This window comes from Streptomyces sp. NPDC088746 (genome assembly GCF_044751065.1).
Lineage (GTDB): Bacteria > Actinomycetota > Actinomycetes > Streptomycetales > Streptomycetaceae > Streptomyces.
On the sequence record NZ_JBIVLA010000001.1, the window covers coordinates 1,493,488 to 1,513,053 of the forward strand.

Here is a 19,566-nt window from a genome sequence, read left to right on the forward strand (position 1 = left end):
ATTTCTCATGCACATCCTCATGGTCGAATGCAACCCGAACGGCATCGCCGGCATCGCCAACGCCCTGGAGCTCGGCCACGACGTCACCTTCGTCTCCGCCGACCCCGACTTCTACCTCGGTGCCTCGCCGCTGGCCGAGGCGGCCTTCGCACACGACAGGTGCGACGTGATCAAGAGCACCGAGGCCTTCTCCATCGACGAGCTGGAGCGGCTCGCCAAGGAGATCAACGCGCGGAAGCCCGTCCACGGCGTCATGACCTACAGCGAGTACCACACGGTGCACGCCGCTTCGGTGGCCCGCTCGCTCGGCCTGCCCGGGATGAGCGTGGAGGGCGCCCTCAACGCCCGCCACAAGCACCGCACCCGCCTCACGCTGGAGAACACCGACGTACGCCAGCCGCGCTTCGTCGCCGTCTCGGACCCGAAGGACATGGCGGCCGCGGTCCACGAGATCGGCTTCCCCTGCGTGGTGAAGCCGTCGGACGGCACCGCCAGCCTGCACGTGCTCCTCCTCCGCGACGACCAGGAGCTCACCGACTACCTGGCCGAGCTGGCGAAGGTGGACGACTACGGCCGCGGCGTCACCCGCATCCCGGAGATCGTCGTCGAGGAGTTCATCGAGGGCGAGCTCGTCTCGGTCGAGGCGTGCGTGCTGCAGAGCGGCGAGATCGTCAACCTGGGGATCACCGACCGCAACCTGAGCGGCTTCCCGTACTTCATCGAGATGGGTCTCACCTACTTCAGCGGCCACCCGCTGCAGGACGAGCTGTTCGCGATGAACAAGAAGGTGCTCAAGGGCCTCGGCGTCGACTTCGGCTTCATCCACGCCGAGTACTTCCTCGCAGCCGACGGCCCCGTCCTCTGCGAGGTGAACGGCCGGCTCACCGGTGGCATCGTGCCGCAGCTGATGGAGCTCTCCAGCGGCGTCAACCCCTACCTGGAGGTCATCCGCCAGGCCCTCGGCGAGACGCCCGAGCTGCCCATCCCCGGTGAGGTCATCGCGGGCGGCCACTGGTTCGGCTCGCCCGTCGACGGGGAGCTCGTCTCCATCGGCTTCGACAAGCTCAAGGGAACCCCGGGCTTCGAGGAGGCGCTGGCGTACGCCAAGCCCGGCCGCACCGTGTCCCGGCTCTCCAAGAGCAACTTCGACTGGCTCGGCCACCTCATCTACACGGGCAAGGACCGCGACGAGGCCACCGGCCGCGTCCGGGCCGCCCTCGACGACATCGACTTCACCATCAAGGTCCAGGTGGCCCGCTGATGCGCGTCGCGATCCCGGAACTCGATCCGGCCACCCTGTACGACGTCACCGTCGACGACGGGCACTTCTCCTCCGTCCGGGCCGTCGCCGAACGCGACGTGAACGACGCGGAGACCCCGGAGCTGTGGCCCGGCTTCACCGAGGCCCACGCCCACCTGGCGCTCCCGGCCAACTTCGACGACTCGCTCGACGACCCGCGCATCTCCGCGATGCAGTACCTCTACCACGGGGTCACGCACGTCGTGGACATGTTCGGCTTCCCGCTGGTCAAGGAGGGCTGGGAGAAGGGCAGGCAGGAGTCCCCCCTCCCCTGGCCCGAGGTGGCCCACTGCGGCTACGCGGCCACGGCGACCAAGGACCTCGACGGTCACTACGGCCACGGGGTCGAATTCCCGGCCCCCGTCTTCATGCTGAGCGTCCAGGAGGACCTGGCCACGGTGCTCGCGGCCAACAAGGCACGCGGCGCGACCTTCCTGAAGGTCATGTACACCGAGGGCGCCGAACAGCCGGAGAGCACCAAGCGCTTCTCCCGGCTCCCGGGCAACCTCCTGGCGCACGTGCCCCGGCTCGCCGCCGAGCAGGGCCTGAAGACGGTCATCGACTGCAACACCCGCGACGAGGTGATGCAGGCCTACGCCTTCGGCTTCCGCATCTTCGCCCACCCGGTGCGGGACCTCATGCTCTCGGCCGCGGACTGGCAGGCGCTCGAAGGCGCCCGCTTCGTGTCCACGCTCAGCGGTCTGCGCCCCATGATCATGGAGCGCGAGGACTTCCTGCGCGAGTACGAGAGGCCCGGGTTCCGCGAGACCCAGGACCTCGCCAACCTCGACTACGTGTCGAAGATCGAGGAGCCCTTCGGCATCCGGTACGAGGTCCAGGACACCCGGACCGCGGCGCTGGTCAACATGCGGGACAACAGCCTGGCGGCACTGGAACGCGGCGCGCTGCTGATCGGCACCGACTGCGGCAACACCGGTGCGTTCCACGGCGACGCCCTCAAGGGCGAGCTGGACCTGCTGGCCGGCGACGACCTGGGCAAGCCCGGTCTGCGCGAGGCGCTGCTGCGTACGGCGACGACCACGGCCCGTGGCTTCTTCGACGAACTGTCCGGACGCGAGCCCGGCACGAATCTCATCGCGGAGGGCCGCCCGGCCACCTTCAACCTGATCGACCCGGCCGCGGCCGGCCGGCCCCTGTCGCAGCTTCCCCGGGCCACGTACGTGCGGGGCGTGGCCGTGGACCGTGCGGCGGTCGTGGCGGCCATCCAGGACCTGCGCGCCACCCCAACCCGAGGAAAGGTCACCGCATGAGCAGCCAGGAACGCCATGTCCTGAGCCCGCAGACCCGCAAGGTGCTGCTGGGCGTCAACTCCGGCATCGCGCTCGCCCACATCGGCAACTACATCTGGTTCCCGCATCTGATCTCGACGCTCGGCGTGGAGTACAGCGGCTTCTGGGCCGGGTTCGTGATGTTCCTGACGTACGTGGGACGGCTGAGCGCGACCTTCTTCTACGAGGGAGTCGCCGCCCGGTTCGGAACCCGCGCGAGCATCATCGCGGGCATCGCCCTGGAGGCCGTCGCGCTCGGCGGGATGGGCTTCGCGGACGGGGTGCCGTTCTACAGCCTGCTGGCCTTCTTCGTCGGCTTCGGCTCGGGGATCTCCTTCCCGGGGCTGAAGAACATCCTCGGCACACTGCCCGAGGCGGACCGGCCCAAGGCCTTCTCCTCGTTCCAGATGTCCTGCCAGCTCGGTGTCATCGCGGGCGCCGTGATCGGCGGTCTGTTCCTCGGCTCCTCGATGACGGTCCTGTTCCTGGTGGTGTTCGTCCTGTTCGCCGGCTACTGCGCGGCGGCGGCCTCGTTCATCCCCGCCGACGCGGGCGGGCAGGCCTCCCCGGCGGCCAAGGACACCCCGCTGGTCAACGTGGCGATCCTCAAGGGGCTGCAACTCGGCGGTGGCGGCAGCTACTTCCTGCTCTCCAGCGTCTTCTGGATCCTCTCGATCAGCTTCCTGGTCGGCATGCCGCTGCACATGGAGGAGTTCGCCGCGGACCTGCCGGTGTCCACCCCCTTCTGGATCACCGGCCTCGCGCTCCTGGTGCTTCAGTACCCGGCGTTCCGCTACATGTCGAAGCACCTGCGGCCCGGTCAGGTCATGGGTGTCGCGTTCCTCGCGATGGCGGTGGCGTACGCCCTGTTCGGAGCCGGACAGACCTCGGTGTGGGTGGTCGTGGGCTGCCTGGTCGTGGTCTTCGGCGACATCCTGTTCACGCCGTCCTTCGACCTCTGGGTCGCCAACCGGATGCCGGCGGACCGCCTCGCGCGGGCGATGGGCGCCATGCACTTCTTCCGCAGCTTCGGCAACATGGTCGGCACCCTCGCCGCCGGCGCGCTCTACGACCTCTCGCGCTCCACCGACATCCCGGGCCTCAACTGGTACGTCGTCGGTGCGATCGCGGTGGTCTGCGCCGCCGTCAGCTTCTCCTCCGCGAAGAAGGAGAGCGCGTCGGCGGAGGCCACGCCGGCGTTCGCGAAGGCCGAGGAGCCGCCCGCCGCCACCGAGACCCGGCAGGCGGCCGACACCACGGCCTGACGGCCCGTTCCGTCCCCCCACACGCCCCCCACACGCAGAGGGACCCGGTCCGCGAAAGCGGACCGGGTCCCTCTGTCTGTGCGTGTACAGCCGTCAGCTGCTAGGCAGCCGTACGACCGCCGCCGGCCAGACGCGGCAGGATGCGGAAGCCGATGCCACCGGCGATCATCGTCGCGGCACCGATCAGCAGGAACGTGGTCTCGGCCGCACCGGTCTCGGCGAGCTCGTCCTTGCCCTTGCCCTGCTCGACCGGCTGGTTGCCGACGCTGTCGGTGTCGGTGTTGTCACCGGCGTCCGGGTAGGACGGGTCCGACGGCTCAGCCGTGGGCGCGCCGGTGTCGCCGCCGGTCGCGCCACCATCGGCGCCACCATCAGCACCGCCGTCAGCACCACCATCGGCACCGCCATCGGCGCCACCGTCAGCACCGCCATCAGCACCGCCGTCAACGCCACCGTCAGCACCACCATCGGCACCGCCATCGGCACCGCCGTCAGCACCACCATCGGCGCCACCATCGGCACCGCCATCGGCGCCACCGTCAGCACCGCCATCGGCACCGCCGTCAACACCGCCGTCAACGCCACCATCGGCACCGCCATCGGCACCGCCGTCAGCACCGCCGTCAGCACCGCCGTCAGCACCACCATCGGCGCCACCGTCAGCACCACCATCAGCACCGCCATCAGCACCGCCGTCAACGCCGCCGAGCAGGCCGCCGTCGGCGCCACCATCGGCGCCGCCGTCAGCACCGCCGTCAGCACCGCCGTCAGCACCCCCATCGGCGCCACCGTCAGCACCGCCATCAGCACCGCCGTCAACGCCGCCGAGCAGGCCGCCGAGCAGGTCATCGCCGGCCGTTGCGTTGACCTGGGCGTCGCTATTAGCGTTCTCGTCGCCGTCGACACCGATTTCAACGATGCCCACGGCCTGCGCTGCGCCCGCTGCGGTAAGCGAGGCACCCGCGGCAATAACCGCACCAGCGGCTATCCGCGCGACGCGGATTCGCGTCTTCTTGGTCATATGTTGCTACCCCCAGTAGCTGATCTTGTCGATGGAGCAGCCCTATGCGGTCCACGGCCCTGCGGGGTCACACTCTCTGCAGGGCCACGCCGTACCGTGGTCATCCCGCCCGCCCCCGTTCACACCTGTCCCAGACATACGCGTGCTGCTCTAGCACCCTGTCCAGAGTTAAGGACTACGTCAAGGCCGTTCCGGGGGCATTCGGGCCGCTATGGGGGTTCTTGACGGGTATTCGGAATCACGACTGTGACTCATTCACCACAGCTCCCCCTCAACTCCCCTGCGCTCCCGGCGGGGTGAGAACACGGAAGGGCCCGGACAGGAAAGCCTGCCCGGGCCCAACAGCCTTACGGCCGCCGCTACTTCTCGTTCTGCTTGCGCCAGCGGATGCCCGCCTCGACGAACCCGTCGATCTCGCCGCCGAAGACCGCTTCCGGGTTGCCCATCTCGAACTCCGTACGCAGGTCCTTGACCATCTGGTACGGGTGGAGGACGTAGGAACGCATCTGGTTGCCCCAGGAGTTGCCGCCGTCACCCTTGAGGGCGTTCATCTTGGCCTGCTCCTCCTGGCGGCGGCGTTCGAGGAGCTTCGCCTGGAGGACGTTCATCGCGGACGCCTTGTTCTGGATCTGCGAGCGCTCGTTCTGACACGAGACGACGATGCCGGTCGGCAGGTGGGTCAGGCGCACCGCGGAGTCCGTGGTGTTGACGCCCTGGCCGCCGGGGCCCGAGGAGCGGTACACGTCGACGCGGAGCTCGGACTCGTCGATCTCGACGTGGTCCGTCTGCTCGACCACGGGCAGCACCTCGACGCCCGCGAAGGACGTCTGGCGGCGGCCCTGGTTGTCGAACGGCGAGATCCGGACGAGCCGGTGGGTGCCCTGCTCGACGGAGAGCGTGCCGTAGGCGTACGGGACCTCCACCGCGAAGGTGGTCGACTTGATGCCGGCCTCTTCGGCGTAGGCCGTCTCGTAGACCTCGGTCTTGTAGTTGTGCCGCTCCGCCCAGCGGAGGTACATGCGCTGGAGCTTCTCGGCGAAGTCGGCGGCGTCGACGCCACCGGCCTCGGCACGGATGGTGACCAGGGCCTCGCGCGCGTCGTACTCGCCGGAGAGGAGCGTGCGGACCTCCATCTCGTCCAGTGCCTTCCGGACGGACTCCAGCTCGGCCTCCGCCTCGCCGAGGGCATCGGCGTCGCCCTCGTCCTCGGCGAGCTCGAACATGATGCCGAGATCGTCGATGCGGCCACGGAGCGCCTCGGTCTTGCGGACCTCGGCCTGGAGGTGCGAAAGCTTGCTGGTGATCTTCTGCGCCGCCTCCGGGTCGTCCCAGAGGGACGGCGCCGCCGCCTGCTCCTCGAGCGCGGCGATGTCGGCCCTCAGCGCATCCAGGTCCAGGACGGCCTCGATCGACCCCATGGTCGAGGAGAGGGACTTCAGCTCTTCGGAAATATCGACGACTGCCACGGGTCCAGCGTAACGGCTGGACGAGTGAACATGTCCCTCCCCCGGATCCCGGCTTCTCCCGGGCGGCTCTCAGGGGGCCGAGGGAGCCGAATTCCGCGTGTCCTCGGGGGCGGCACCGGGGTCGTCGCCGCTCGTGGCGAACCAGCCGCCCACCCCTATCGCCGCACACAGGGCGACAGCCGCGACACCCAGGGTGATCCGCCGCTTCCGTACGGCCGCCGACTTGTTCCGGGCCGAGCCGGGGCGCGGGCGGCCGGGGGCGCGCGGCGCGCGGGCCGTGCCGAGGGGGCCGCCGGAGAGCTCGTCGGGGGCGGGGACGCGCATGCTCGTGTGGGTGTCCCGGTTGGAGTCCGGGGAGGAGCCGGGCACCAGCGGGACCGCGCCACGGCGGCGGGGCTCCTCGGGGGCCGGCGTGTACTGCTGTTCGTCGTATGCCTGCGGCTCGCTCTCGTTGTCCGGCTCGTCGACGTCGAGCGGGGGTATCCCGGCCAGCAGCGGGAGCAGCTCCCGCAGCCGGGTCGCGAGCTCGGAGGCGCGCAGCCGGGAGGCGGGGGCCTTGGCCAGGCACTGGACGAGGAGCTGCCAGAGCTCCTCCGGGATGCCGGGGAGCGGGACGACCGTCTCGGTCACGTGGCGGCGCAGGACGGCCCCGGGGTGGCCGCCGCCGAAGGGCGTGAAGCCGGCGAGCAGCTCGTAGAGCACGGTGGCGAGGGCGTAGATGTCCACGGCGGCGCGCGGCGGGAGGCCCTCGACGATCTCGGGAGCCAGGTAGTCCGGGGTGCCGATGATCTTGGTGGCCTTGGTGCGGCGCGGGGTGTCGATCAGCTTGGCGACACCGAAGTCGGTGAGCAGCGCGGGGTGCGAACCGCCGGGGCCGAGCGGGCCCTCCATGTCGAGCAGGATGTTCTCCGGCTTGACGTCGCGGTGCACCACTCCCGCGCGGTGCGCGGCGGCGAGACCGTCGGCGACGTCCGCGATGATCGCCGCGGCGGCCTCGGGCGCGAGCCGGCGCTCCCGGTCCAGACGGGTGCGCAGATCGGTGCCCCGCACCAGATCCATCACCAGCGCCAGGTCGGTGCCGTCCACCACGAGGTCGCGGACGGCGACGACGTGCGGATGCCCGAGCCCGAGCAGCGCGGTGCGCTCCTGCACGAAGCGGCCCACGAGCTCCTGGTCGGACGCGAGGTCCTCACGCAGCAGCTTGATGGCGACCGGGCCCTCGGGCCCCTCGCCGAGCCACACCGTGCCGGCGCTGCCGCGCCCCAGGATCTGGTGGGCGGTGTACCGGCTGCCGATATTCCGTGCCAAGACTGCTCCCTCAGCGGCTGGCGTTGACCCCCGGTCGACAAAGTTACGCGGCGAACGGGGTGTTGCGTGCCCTGGATGGCGCCAACCTTCACTTCTGCGGGCGAATTGGGCCCGCAGAAGTCGACAAAGACACAGAACAGGGGCTGTTACTGACCGGTCGAGCCGCCGGAGCCGCTTCCGCCGAGGTTCTCGAACCAGCCGGTGACCTCGCCGATGCCGTCCCCTATGGCGTCCCAGAAGCTCTTGCCCTGGGCGACCCAGTCCTGCAGCGGTGTCAGCTCCCAGATGAGCCAGGCGGCGACGACCAGCAGCACCACCGTGAACAGGCACCCCTTGAGGCAGCCGAGGCCGGGGATGCGCATCGGGTTGGCGCCGCGCTGCCGGGGCTGGCGCGGCGCCGGCGCCTGGGGCGGGGGCTGCTGCGGCGGCGCGTACTGCTGCCGCTGCGGCTGCGCGGGCCGCTGCTGCTGGGGTTGCGGCTGGTAGCGCTGGGGCTGCTGCTGCTGCTGCTGCGGGTACTGCTGGGCGCGCTGCGGCTGCTGGCGCTGGGGCTGCCTGTCCTGCGGCGGCTGCTGACGCTGCGGGCGGCGGCGCAGCGGGTCCTGGCTCGGGTCGAGGTACTGGACCTGCGTCTGCTCGTTGCGGTCCCGGGCGGCCCGGAGCTGGGACTGCCACGGGTGCGGCTCGTCGGGTCCGGGCGGGCCGTCGGGGCGCGGCGGCACGGGAGGCATCATCGCGGTCGGGTCCGCCTGGCCGCCCCCGCCCGGGGTCTGCCGCATCACGCTGGTCGCGGCCGACGGGTCGTACGAGCCCGCGTTGCTCGGCAGCACCTGGGTCGGGTCGGCGGCGCCAGGGGTCTCCGGAACGGCGGCGGGCGCCGGGTCGGGCGCGAGCAGGGCGCCCACGCCCTCGGCGGCCGCGATCTGCGCCGAGTTCGCGTGCACGCCGACGCCGGCGCCGACCGTACGCAGCGCGCGGGCGAGGTTCACGGCGCTGGGCCGCTGGTCCGGGTCCTTGCGCAGGCAGCGCTCCATGACCGTCCACAGCGGCTCGGGGACGGTGCTGGGGCGCTGGGGCTCCTCGCTGAGGTGCCGGTGCAGGACCTCCAGCGCGGTGCCGCCCGCGAACGGCGGGCGGCCGGTGACCAGCTCGTACAGCAGGATGCCCGCGCCGTAGATGTCCACGGCGGAGGTCTGCGGCCGGCCCTCGGCCGACTCGGGCGCCACGTAGGCGGGCGTGCCGACGAACTCATGGGTCCGGGTCAGTCCCGGGGAGTCCGCGAGGCGCGCGATGCCGAAGTCGGTGAGCATCGGCTTCATGCCGCCGTCGCGCTGGTCGAGCAGCACGTTGGCGGGCTTCAGGTCGCGGTGCACGACGCCGTCGGCGTGGCTCGCGGCCAGCGCGTCCGCGATCTGGGCGGTGAGCAGCGAGGCGGCGACCGGGGTGAGCGGGCCGTTCTCGCGGAGGTACCGGTGCAGGTCGGGGCCGTCGATCAGGTCCATCACCAGGGCGAGGAGATCGCCCTCGACGACGAGGTCCCTGGTGCGCACGATGTTCGTGTGGGTGAGCCGCAGCAGCACGGAGCGCTCGCGCAGGAACCGCATCACGACATCCGCGTCGTTGGCGAGCTCCTCCTTGAGCACCTTGATCGCAACGGTCTCGCCGGGCTGCCCGGCGACGGCCGCCTCGGCGCCCGCGGTCTCCCGCTGGCGGGCTCGCCAGACGGTGCCCGTGGCGCCGCGTCCGAGCGGCTCCTCGAGCAGGTACTTGCTGCCGACTGGCCGCACGTCACGCGCTCCCTGCTGATCGTTGTGCTCGCGGTCCCCCGGGGCCCGCCGGATGTTCCGGCCCACTCTAATGCCGCCGTACGGGGCACCGGTCGGTCGTCATCCGGTCGTGTTGCCGCCGTGTTCACGGGAAGACGCCCACACGGAAGAGTTGGTTGCCGAACGAGTGTGCAGCACGTCCCCGGCAGGACCAAGCAGGCACTTTTACACCCACACTCGGCCATTCAAGATCACTTAGCGGCCACCCCCGGGCGTGTTGTCAGTGGCAGGTGCGAGGATGCCTCCAGCACAGAACTGTGGGGTCGGGAGCCTCACGTTCCGTGACGACCTGTACCGGACGACGCGTCCGTGCCGGGTGGGGGGAATCACAGGGCATTTCCCCTGCCGGGCACCCCGCGCAGAAGGGACCGCTGACGGCGATGCAGATCCGGCTGACCGTCCTCGCGCCGCGCAGCGGCCAGACCCCGGCGCGCGCCTGCGACGTGCTCGTGACCGCCCCTGCGGGGACGGCTCTCGCGGCCGTCGCCTCCGCCCTGGCCACAGCGGTGTCCGGCCCGGAGAACTCCCTGGGCGGCGGCGCCCCCGTGCTGTACGCCGGGCGCGAGCGGCTCGACCCGCAGCGCTGCGCCCTCGGCGAGCCGCCCCTGGTGGACGGCACGGTGCTCTCGCTCCAGGTGCCCGGCGAGGACGAGGCGGCCGACGACGCCGTCCCGGCCCGGCTGCACGTGATCGCGGGGCCGGACGCCGGCGGGGTCCACCTGCTGCACGGCGGGCAGATCCGCATCGGCCGCTCCGCCGACGCGGACGTCCCGCTCGACGACCCCGACGTGTCACGGCTGCACTGCGCGGTGACGGTCTCGGACGACGGCCGCGTCTCCGTCGCCGACCTGGGCTCCACCAACGGCACATCGCTGGACGGCACGGACGTCCACGACCGCCCGGTCCGGCTCGTCCCCGGCGCCCTGCTGCGGCTCGGTGAGTCGACGCTCAGGCTCACCCCCGGCGACCGCACGCCCACGCTGACGACGACGCCGGACGGCGAGGGCCATCTGCGGGTGGCCCGCCCGGACGCGGGCGGCGCCCCGGGACCGGCCGGGGAGCCCGACGCGGACCCGGCCGGCGGACACGGCCACGCGTACGGCTCCGCCCCCACCGGCCACGAGGCGTACGACGACGGGCCGTCCGGCCACGACGCCCACCAGGGCGAGCCCTTCGCGCAGGTCACCCACGGCCGCGGTTCCGCGCTCGCCCCCGGGGAGCCGCCCCGGCGCGGCATAGGCGCCTGGGCCCGGCGGCTCACCAGCGGCAAGGGCGAGCAGGCGCACGGCATGCCGTCCGGTGACTCACCGGCGGCCGGCCCGGAGCCCGTATCCGCCCCGCACGCCCCCTCCGTACCCCCGCACTCCCCCTCCGCCCCCGCCGGGACCTGGCCGGATCCCGCGACCGTGCTCCTCACGGCGCTCGGCCCCGGCCCCCGTCTGTGGGAGCGCGACACCGCGCACCCCGAGGCCCTGGTCGTACGACTCGGGACGACGGAGCGGGCCGATCTGCCCGCCGTGCCGGTCACCGTCGGGCTGCGGGAGGCCGGCTCCCTCGGGCTCGCGGGCCCCCGGGCCCGGCTCTCCGGCCTCGCCCGCTCGACGGTGGCGCAGCTCGCCGCGCTGCACTCCCCCTTCGACCTGGAGATCGTGCTGATCAGCACGGACCGGACCCGGAGCCTGGAGGAGCGGCGGCGCGAGTGGTCCTGGCTCGGCTGGCTGCCCCATCTGCGCCCCATGCACGGCCAGGACTGCCGCCTCCTCCTCGCGTACGACCCTGAGCAGGCGGGCGCCCGCGCGGCGGAGCTGGTGCGCCGCATGGAGGAGGGGCCGCTGGGACACGGCTGGGCGAGCGCCGACCGGACCACCGTGGCCGAGGCGGCCCGGCTCCACACCGGGCCGTACACCGTGGTGATCGTGGACGGCGACCCCGGCTCCGCGGCCCTGCGCGAGACCACTGCCGGTCTGGCCGGCGCCGGAGCCGCCGCCGGAATCCACCTGATCTGCCTGGCCGAGACCCCGGCCGCCTCCCCGACCTCCCCGGTGGCCGCGACCTACGACACCGCGTGCCGGGCCTCGATCGCCTTCCGCGAGTGCGGTGCGGTGGCCATGCTCAGCGGCGACGTCGCGACCGCGCTGCGGCTCCTGCGCACGGCGGGCGGCCAGGCCGCCGGTCACGGCACGGTCGCCGCGGTGGACGCCGTGTCGGCGGCCTGGGCCGAGCGGTTCGGGCGCGCGCTGGCCCCGCTGCGGGACGAGGGCGCGGCCGCCCTCCCCGGCCGGCCCATAGCCGCGGCCCTGCCGCCCTCCGCGCGCCTGCTGGACGAGCTGGGCCTCGCCAGGGCCACCCCGGCCTCCCTGATGGCCCGCTGGGCCTCCACGGCCGAGGACCAGCCGGGCGCGACGGTGCGCGCCCCCGCGCCGTGCTCCGCGGACCTGGACACGTCGAGCTCGGGCCGCACCCTGAGCACCGGGCCGCGGGTGGGCGCGCAGCGCGAGTCCCCCGACGCCGGGCACACCCCGTTCCGGAGCAGCGGGCCGACCAGTTCGGGCTCGGGCCGCTCCGCCTACAGCCCCGCGGCCGGGAGCGGTTCCTCCCCCCGGATCGGCGCGCAGCGACGCGACAGCGGCTCCGCGGAGACCGGCCCCGCGGCCACGTCCTCCGGTTACGCGGGCCGGCCCGTGATCGTCCTGGGCGCCGGGCCCAGGGGCCCGCTCTCCGTCGACCTGGCCGACGAGGGACCGCATCTGCTGATCGAGGGCCCCGCGGGCAGCGGGCGTACGGAGCTGCTGCGCGCCGCCGCCGCCTCCCTGGCCTCCGCCGCCCGCCCCGACCGGCTCGGCATCCTCCTCATCGACGGGGCGGGCGGCGAGTACGGGGAGCGGGGCGAGGGACTGCGCCCCTGCACGGAGCTCCCGCACGTCTTCACGCACCTGGTGGCCTCCGACCCCGTACGGATGCGGGAGTTCGCCCAGGCGCTGGGCGGCGAGCTGAAGCGCCGGGCGGAGCTGCTCGGCACGCTGGACTTCGCCGAATGGCATGCGCGGTACGAGGAGTCGCAGGGGCTCACCGGCCGCCGCGCCGCCGGCTCCGCCGAACAGCGCGGCGACCTGGAATCGCCCGCCAGCGGCACTCTGCGGCTACGGCCCGCCGCAGCCCGTCCGGTGGACCCCGGGCCCTCCCCCCTTCCCCGGCTGGTCGTCCTGGCCGACGACTTCGACGCCCTGGTGGCCCCGGCGCTGGGGAGCCCCGGCCGCCCGTCCGCCGGGTCCGTCGTCCGGGTCCTGGAGGCCGTGGCCAGGGAGGGCGGGCGGCTCGGCGTCCATCTGGTCGCCGCCTCCGCCCGTCCCGACCGCACCGAGGACACGGAGCTGGCCCGGGGCGCCCGGCTCCGCATCGTGCTCGACCCGCCGGTCGTCCCCCCGTCCCCGGACGAGGCCTCGCCCGGCCGGGGGAGGCTGGGGCATCCGGACGGCCGGGTGACGCCGTTCCAGGGCGGCCGGGTCACCGGCCGCATCCCGCGCACGGCGACCCTGCGCCCCACCGTCGTACCGCTGGAGTGGGAGCGGATGGGGGATCCGCCGGCCCGCCGGCCGGTCCGCGAGCTGGGCAACGGCCCCACCGACCTGGCCCTGCTGGCCAGCGCCCTGGAGAGGGCGGCCCGTTCGGTGAACGCGGAGCCTCTCCCTCCGCTGATCCCCTAGGGCCCGGTCCGCGTTCCCTTACGACGTCACGAGCCCATCACGATCACGGAGTTGGTCCAGGCGGCGGTATTGCGGCCCCGGGGTGCCGGGCATAGGACTGTGCGCACGGACGACGTGAACCGCACGATGTGAGACGTGAACGGCACCGCAGAGTCCCACCGTTGGTGCCGGTCGACGCTCATGCGCGCGCAGGAGAGACGGGGCAGGGATGCGCACAACCCTTCGAATGCGTAGGGCCGCACTGGTGTTCACCGCGATCGGGGCGCTGGCCCTCGCCGGATGCAGCGGCGACAGCGACGGCAAGGACAAGGCGGACAAGGGCACGGAGAAGAGCGAGGACAGCGCGTCGAGCGTCGATCTGCCGAAGCTGGACGGCGAGAAGATATCGGTCGCCGCGGTCTGGACCGGACCCGAGCAGGCCAACTTCACCAAGGTCCTCGACGAGTTCGAGAAGCGGACGGGTGCCACGGTCACCTTCGTCCCGGCACAGGACCCGATCGTCAACTTCCTCGGTACGAAGATCGCGGGCGGCCAGCCCCCGGACGTCGCGATGATCCCGCAGGTGGGCGCGATCCAGCAGGCCGTGGCCAAGAAGTGGGCCAAGCCGGTCGGCAACGAGGCGCGGGCCCAGCTGGGCCAGAACTACTCGCAGGTCTGGCAGGACCTCGGCGCGGTCGACGGCACCCAGTACGGCGTCTACTTCAAGGCCGCCAACAAGTCCCTGGTCTGGTACAACACGAAGGCGTTCGAGAACGCGGGCGCGAGCGAGCCCAAGACCTGGAAGGACTTCCTGGCCACGGCCGAGACGGTCTCCGCCTCCGGTGTCACCCCGGTGTCGGTCGGCGGCGCGGACGGCTGGACGCTCACCGACTGGTTCGAGAACGTCTACCTCTCGCAGGCCGGCCCGGAGAAGTACGACCAGCTGGCCAAGCACGAGATCAAGTGGACGGACCCGTCCGTCAAGGACGCCCTGACCACGCTCGCCGAGCTCTTCGGCAAGCCGAGCCTGATCGCCGGCGGCGCCGACGGCGCACTGCAGACCGAGTTCCCGGCATCCGTCACGCAGACGTTCACCGGCGGCGACCAGCCCAAGGGCGCCATGGTCTTCGAGGGCGACTTCGTCTCCATCAACATCGCGCAGACCGAGGCGAAGATCGGTACGGACGCCAAGGTGTTCCCGTTCCCGGCGGTCGGCGCGGACTCCCCCGTGGTGACGGGCGGGGACGCGGCCGTGGCGCTGAAGGACAGCAAGGGCGCCCAGGCGCTGCTGACCTGGCTGGCCTCGAAGGACTCGGCGAAGATCTGGGCCGAGGCGGGCGGGTTCATCTCGCCCAACAAGTCGCTGGACACGGCCGCGTACCCGAACGACGTGCAGCGCACGATGGCCGAGGCGCTGATCGACGCCGGTGACGACGTCCGGTTCGACATGTCCGACCAGGCCCCGCAGTCGTTCGGCGGGACGCCCGGCAAGGGTGAGTGGAAGACGCTCCAGGACTTCCTGAAAAACCCGAAGGACATCGCGGGGACCCAGGCCAAACTGGAGTCCGACGCGGCCAAGGCGTTCACGAGCTGACGGGATGACCACAGCGACAGCGGGGGGCGCGGACAGCGCGCCCCCCGCCGACAAGCGTCCTGACACGGGAACGGGCAAGGGCAAGCGCCCACGCGGAAGCGTGACCGGCACCCGGAGGGCCGTCGCGGCGGCGTTCCTGCTGCCGGCCCTGGTGCTGCTCGGCTCACTCGTCGTCTATCCGATCGTGTACTCCGTCTACCGCTCGTTCCTCGACCAGTCCGGCACCGGCTTCGCGGGCCTCGACAACTACAAGGCGCTGTTCACGGACGACACCATCCGGACCGCGGTCAAGAACAACGCGATCTGGGTCGTGTTCGCGCCGACGGTCGCCACCGTGCTGGGCCTGATCTTCGCGGTGCTCACCGAACGGATCCGGTGGGGTACGGCGTTCAAGCTGATCGTCTTCATGCCGATGGCGATCTCCATGCTGGCCGCAGGCATCATCTTCCGCCTGGTGTACGAGCAGGCGCCGGAGCGCGGGGTCGCCAACGCCGTCGCCGTGGGGGTCCACGACACGTTCGCGCAGTCCTCGGGCTTCCCGAAGGCGCATCCGCTGCCCGTCCATCCGCTGAAGGCCGGGGGCGGCGGTTCCTTCGTCACGAAGGAACCGGTGCGGGCCGGTGAACCGGTGAACCTGCCGCTGGTCGGTGTGGTGCCCGCGAAGATGCCGGGCGACGCGAAGCCGGCGAAGGCGGCCGCGGCGTCGGGTGAGGGCATCACCGGGACGGCGTGGCTCGACTTCACCAAGGGCGGCGGCGGCAAACCCAACGTCGTCGATCCGAAGGAGCTCGGCCTCAAGGGCATCACCGTCGAGGCGGTGAAGGACGGCAAGGTCGTCGCCTCGGCGACGGCCGGCGCGGACGGGGTGTTCACCCTGCCCGCCTCGGCCGACGGGTCCCTGCTCCGGCTGCCGGCGGACAACTTCCGGGAGCCGTACAACGGGGTCGACTGGCTCGGACCGTCCCTCGTGACACCGGGGATCATCGGCAGCTACGTCTGGATGTGGGCCGGATTCGCGATGGTGTTGATCGCCGCCGGCCTGGCCGGCCTGCCACGCGAACTCCTCGAAGCGGCGCGGGTGGACGGCGCGAACGAGTGGCAGGTGTTCCGCCGGATCACGGTGCCGATGCTGGCACCCGTGCTGGCGGTGGTCCTGGTCACCCTGATGATCAACGTCCTGAAGATCTTCGACCTGGTCTTCATCATCGCGCCGGGCTCGTCCCAGGACGACGCGAACGTCCTGGCGCTCCAGCTGTACCGCTCCTCGTTCGGCACGGACGCGGACCTCGGGGTCGGCAGCGCCATCGCCGTGCTCCTGCTGCTGCTGGTGATCCCGGTGATGCTGTTCAACATCCGCAGGATGCGGAAGGAGGGGCGCCGGTGACGGCTCAGGCCTGCACGACACCAGCCTCCTGCCGGGGGTCCGGGGGTCGCCCCCCGGGAAGACACAGCAACATCCGCCGCATGCGGAAGGAGGGGCGCCGGTGACGACGACCGGGAACACAGAGGCCAAGCAGTCCCTCGGCGCGCGGATCGCCGCGCGGGTGGGCGGTGGCGCCATGCGGGTCTTCCTCGTCCTGGTGGGCCTGTTCTGGCTGATGCCGACCATCGGGCTGCTGCTCTCCTCGCTGCGCGGGCCCGAGGACATCGCGGCGAGCGGCTGGTGGAAGGTCTTCACCGCACCCTCCGAACTCACCTTCGACAACTACCAGCGTCTGCTGGACAACTCGACCATCACCGATTCGCTCTTCAGCACGGTCATGATCACCGTCCCGTCCACCTTCCTGGTGGTCGTCATCGGATCGCTCGCCGGATACGCCTTCGCCTGGATGGAGTTCCCCGGCCGCGACTGGTGGTTCCTGGTGGTCGTGGGGCTGCTGGTGGTCCCCGTGCAGGTCGCCCTGATCCCGGTCTCCGAGCTCTTCGGCACCATCGGGATCTTCGAGACGACCTTCGGCGTGGTCATGTTCCACACGGCGTTCGGCCTGCCCTTCGCCATCTTCCTGCTGCGGAACTTCTTCGCCGAGATCCCGCGCGAACTGCTGGAGGCCGCGCGGCTGGACGGCGCGGGCGAGATCCGGCTGTTCACCCGGGTCGTGATGCCGCTCGGCGGCCCCGCGATCGCCTCGCTCGGGATCTTCCAGTTCCTCTGGGTGTGGAACGACATGCTGGTCGCGCTGATCTTCGCGGACTCGGAGTCCCCGCCGATCACCGTCGCCCTGCAGCAGCAGGTCCGGCAGTTCGGCAACAACATCGACGTACTGGCGCCCGGCGCCTTCGTGTCCATGGTGATTCCGCTGGCGGTGTTCTTCGCCTTCCAGCGGCAGTTCGTCTCCGGGGTGATGGCGGGCGCCGTCAAGTAGCGCGCGGCCGCGAAGCGGCACTCCAGCACATACGTTCGTCAACACCAGGGCGGCCCGTTCACTCGTGATCGGGCCGCCCTACCTCGTACTTCCCCCGAATGCCATATTCCACGTAACCAAGTCACCCCATCGGCCGTTTGCGGGCCACCTGCCCTCCCGCGAGCGACCCCTGGATGTGTTGTGCCCCGGTTCAGTGTCATCGTGCCCGCGTACCGGGTCCAGGCGTACCTGCACGCGTGTCTCGACTCCGTGCTGAACCAGTCCTTCAAGGACTACGAGATCATCGTGGTCGACGACTGTTCGCCGGACGCCTGCGGCCCGATCGCCGACGAGTACGCCGTACGCGACCCCCGGGTCAGCGCCGTCCACCTGCCGCACAACTCCGGCCTCGGCCCGGCCCGCAACGCCGGGGTCGCCAGAGCGACCGGGGACTACCTGCTCTTCCTCGACGGCGACGACACCTTCTCCCCCGAGGCGCTCCAGGCCATCGCCGACCGCCTGGAAGCCACCGGCGGCCCCGACGTCCTGGTCTACGACTACGCCCGTACGTACTGGTCGGGCGAGAGCGTACGCAACACCTTCGCCCACCACCTCGCCGAGACCGGGCCCGCCTCCTTCCGGCTCACGGAGCGGCCCGAGCTGCTCAAGGTCCTGATGGTCGTCTGGAACAAGGCGTACCGCCGCGAGTTCATCGAGGCCGAGGGCTTCACCTTCCCGCCCGGCTACTACGAGGACACCCCCTGGACCTACCCGGTGCTGATGGCCGCCGGGTCGATCGCCGTGCTGGACAGCGTCTGCGTGCTGTACCGCCAGCGGCGCCGGGGCAACATCCTCTCCACCACCAGCCACCGGCACTTCGACGTCTTCGACCAGTACGACCGGGTCTTCGCCTTCATCGACGCCCGCCCCGAACTCGCCGGCTGGCGACCGGTGATGTTCCGCCGGATGCTCGACCACTTCTCGACCCTCTTCACCTCCCGGGGCAGGCTGCCGCGCGGCAGCCGGGCCCAGTTCTTCCGCCGCGCCCGCGCCCACTGCCGCCGCTATCGCACCCCCGGCGCCCCCGTGTCCCGCCGCACCCGGGTGCGGCACGCGCTGTTCCGGCTGGGCGCCCACCGCACGTACCGCGCCCTGTGGGCCGCACAGCGGCTGCACGGCAGGCTCGGGCGCGCGGCCTCGGCGGCCCGCCGGGCGGTGCGCGCGGCGGCGCTCCAGCTGCACTACCGCGTCCAGCTGCGGCTGCCCGTCCGGAGCGCGGACGCCGTGTTCGCCGCCTACTGGCACCGCGGCTACACCTGCAGCCCCGCCGCGCTGGAGGCCACGGCCAGGGCCCTCGTGCCCGGGCTGCGCACGTCCTGGATCTGCCGCCCGGAGGACGCCCACTCGGTGCCGGAGGCGACCCGCGTGCTGCACCCGGGGACGGCCGCCTACTGGACGGCGCTGGCACGCTCCAAGTACCTCGTGAACAACGTCAACTTCGACCGCAGGCTCGTGAAGAGACGCGGCCAGGTGCTGTTGCAGACCCACCACGGGACCCCGCTGAAGACCATGGGGACCGACCTCGTCCACCGCCCGGCGGCGGCCGGCTCCATGGACTTCGACCAGCTGCTGCGCAACGTCGACAAATGGGACTACTCGCTCTCGGCCAACCAGCACTCCACCCTCGTCTGGGAGCGCACCTACCCGTCGGGCTACACGACGCTGGAGTACGGCAGCCCGCGCAACGACGTCTTCCGCCGCACGAGCCCCGAGGAGGCCGCGCTGCTGCGCGAGCGCCTGGGGGTCCCCGAGGGCAGCACCGCCCTTCTGTACGCGCCGACCCACAGGGACTACCGGCGTGCCCAGCGGCACTCCCTGGACCTGGAGCAGCTGGTCCGGGTCCTGGGGCCGCACTTCGTGATCCTGGCCCGCTCCCACTACCTCGACGCGACCGCCCGGGCCACCGCGGGTCACATCCGGCACCCGCGGATCATCGACGTCAGCGCCCATCCGTCCGTCGAGGAGCTCTGTCTCGCCTCCGACGGGCTGATCACGGACTACTCGTCGCTGATGTTCGACTACGTCAACCTGGACCGGCCGGTCGTCCTGCACCTGGAGGACGCACAGGCGTACGAGGCGGCCCGGGGCACGTACTTCGATCCGGCGGCCTTCCCGCCCGGCGCGGTCGCCCGTGACCAGGAGGAGCTGCACGAGATCTTCGCCACGGACCACTGGCGCGGGCCCCGCTCCGCACAGCGCCGTGCGGCGTTCCGGGCCAGGTTCTGCCCGTACGACGACGGGCACGCGGCGGAGCGGGTGGTGCGCCGGGTCTTCCTGGACGACACCTCGGGCCTGCCGCTGCCCGCCCCCCAGCCGAGCTGCGGGACCACGGGGGTCCCCCGGCAGGTGACCGTCCGGGAGTACAGCAACGGGTGAGGCCCCGCCCCGGGGTGCCGGACACCCCGGGGCGGG

General features: G+C 71.9%; 12 protein-coding genes. 8 read left to right on the forward strand and 4 right to left on the reverse strand.

Features of this window, described 5'->3' with window-relative positions; all coding sequences use genetic code 11:
• Window positions 1–7 precede the first annotated feature (7 nt).
• From ACIP63_RS07060 to ACIP63_RS07070, 3 genes are read left to right on the forward strand one after another with little or no spacing between them, the layout of a single operon-like run.
• On the forward strand, window positions 8–1,261 hold the full coding sequence (locus tag ACIP63_RS07060) for an ATP-grasp domain-containing protein (protein ID WP_401512137.1): 1,254 nt from the start codon (window positions 8–10) through the stop codon (window positions 1,259–1,261).
• Entirely contained in the window at window positions 1,261–2,571 is a 1,311-nt protein-coding gene (locus tag ACIP63_RS07065) for a hydrolase (RefSeq protein ID WP_401512139.1), read from the forward strand. The genes ACIP63_RS07060 and ACIP63_RS07065 overlap by 1 nt, the downstream gene beginning before the upstream one ends.
• On the forward strand, window positions 2,568–3,854 hold the full coding sequence (locus tag ACIP63_RS07070; RefSeq protein ID WP_401512141.1) for an MFS transporter: 1,287 nt from the start codon (window positions 2,568–2,570) through the stop codon (window positions 3,852–3,854). Before ACIP63_RS07065 ends, ACIP63_RS07070 begins: the two co-directional genes overlap by 4 nt.
• A 100-nt stretch (window positions 3,855–3,954) precedes the next feature.
• Here the strand turns inward: ACIP63_RS07070 and ACIP63_RS07075 are convergent, their stop codons facing one another.
• The 4 genes from ACIP63_RS07075 to ACIP63_RS07090 form a co-directional block, all read right to left on the reverse strand.
• Complete coding sequence (locus ACIP63_RS07075) at window positions 3,955–4,875, reverse strand: LPXTG cell wall anchor domain-containing protein (RefSeq protein ID WP_401512143.1); 921 nt, start codon at window positions 4,873–4,875, stop codon at window positions 3,955–3,957.
• 359 nt (window positions 4,876–5,234) lie between these two features.
• Window positions 5,235–6,341, reverse strand: coding sequence for a peptide chain release factor 2 (gene prfB, locus ACIP63_RS07080; protein ID WP_401512145.1), 1,107 nt, complete (start codon window positions 6,339–6,341; stop codon window positions 5,235–5,237).
• A 69-nt stretch (window positions 6,342–6,410) separates the two neighbouring features.
• On the reverse strand, window positions 6,411–7,649 hold the full coding sequence (locus ACIP63_RS07085) for a serine/threonine-protein kinase (RefSeq protein WP_401512146.1): 1,239 nt from the start codon (window positions 7,647–7,649) through the stop codon (window positions 6,411–6,413).
• A gap of 146 nt (window positions 7,650–7,795) precedes the next feature.
• The gene (locus ACIP63_RS07090; RefSeq protein ID WP_401512148.1) at window positions 7,796–9,436 is read right to left on the reverse strand and encodes a serine/threonine-protein kinase; all 1,641 of its coding nucleotides are present in this window, start codon (window positions 9,434–9,436) and stop codon (window positions 7,796–7,798) included.
• Window positions 9,437–9,855: 419 nt separating this feature from the next.
• On the opposite strand from ACIP63_RS07090, the gene ACIP63_RS07095 reads away from it, so the two are divergent.
• From ACIP63_RS07095 to ACIP63_RS07115, 5 genes are all read left to right on the forward strand, one after another.
• Window positions 9,856–13,179, forward strand: a complete 3,324-nt coding sequence (locus ACIP63_RS07095; protein WP_401512150.1) for an FHA domain-containing protein — start codon at window positions 9,856–9,858, stop codon at window positions 13,177–13,179.
• A gap of 208 nt (window positions 13,180–13,387) precedes the next feature.
• Window positions 13,388–14,752, forward strand: coding sequence for an ABC transporter substrate-binding protein (locus ACIP63_RS07100; RefSeq protein ID WP_401512152.1), 1,365 nt, complete (start codon window positions 13,388–13,390; stop codon window positions 14,750–14,752).
• A 4-nt stretch (window positions 14,753–14,756) separates the two neighbouring features.
• Window positions 14,757–16,136 carry a carbohydrate ABC transporter permease gene (locus tag ACIP63_RS07105; RefSeq protein WP_401512154.1) on the forward strand — a complete coding sequence of 460 codons (1,380 nt, stop codon included), beginning with the start codon at window positions 14,757–14,759 and terminating at the stop codon, window positions 16,134–16,136.
• 100 nt (window positions 16,137–16,236) lie between these two features.
• Window positions 16,237–17,115 (forward strand): carbohydrate ABC transporter permease, encoded by an 879-nt coding sequence (locus ACIP63_RS07110; RefSeq protein ID WP_401512155.1) that lies wholly within the window; start codon window positions 16,237–16,239, stop codon window positions 17,113–17,115.
• A gap of 180 nt (window positions 17,116–17,295) precedes the next feature.
• Complete coding sequence (locus ACIP63_RS07115; RefSeq protein ID WP_401512157.1) at window positions 17,296–19,530, forward strand: CDP-glycerol glycerophosphotransferase family protein; 2,235 nt, start codon at window positions 17,296–17,298, stop codon at window positions 19,528–19,530.
• Window positions 19,531–19,566: the final 36 nt, after the last annotated feature.

Excerpts from the sequence above, each read along its gene's own strand:
- ACIP63_RS07060 (WP_401512137.1), top strand. The coding sequence starts at position 8 with ATGCACATCCTCATGGTCGAATGCAACCCGAACGGCATCGCCGGCATC.
- ACIP63_RS07065 (WP_401512139.1), top strand. The coding sequence starts at position 1,261 with ATGCGCGTCGCGATCCCGGAACTCGATCCGGCCACCCTGTACGACGTC.
- ACIP63_RS07070 (WP_401512141.1), top strand. The coding sequence starts at position 2,568 with ATGAGCAGCCAGGAACGCCATGTCCTGAGCCCGCAGACCCGCAAGGTG.
- ACIP63_RS07075 (WP_401512143.1), bottom strand. The coding sequence starts at position 4,875 with ATGACCAAGAAGACGCGAATCCGCGTCGCGCGGATAGCCGCTGGTGCG.
- ACIP63_RS07095 (WP_401512150.1), top strand. The coding sequence starts at position 9,856 with ATGCAGATCCGGCTGACCGTCCTCGCGCCGCGCAGCGGCCAGACCCCG.
- ACIP63_RS07100 (WP_401512152.1), top strand. The coding sequence starts at position 13,388 with ATGCGCACAACCCTTCGAATGCGTAGGGCCGCACTGGTGTTCACCGCG.
- ACIP63_RS07105 (WP_401512154.1), top strand. The coding sequence starts at position 14,757 with ATGACCACAGCGACAGCGGGGGGCGCGGACAGCGCGCCCCCCGCCGAC.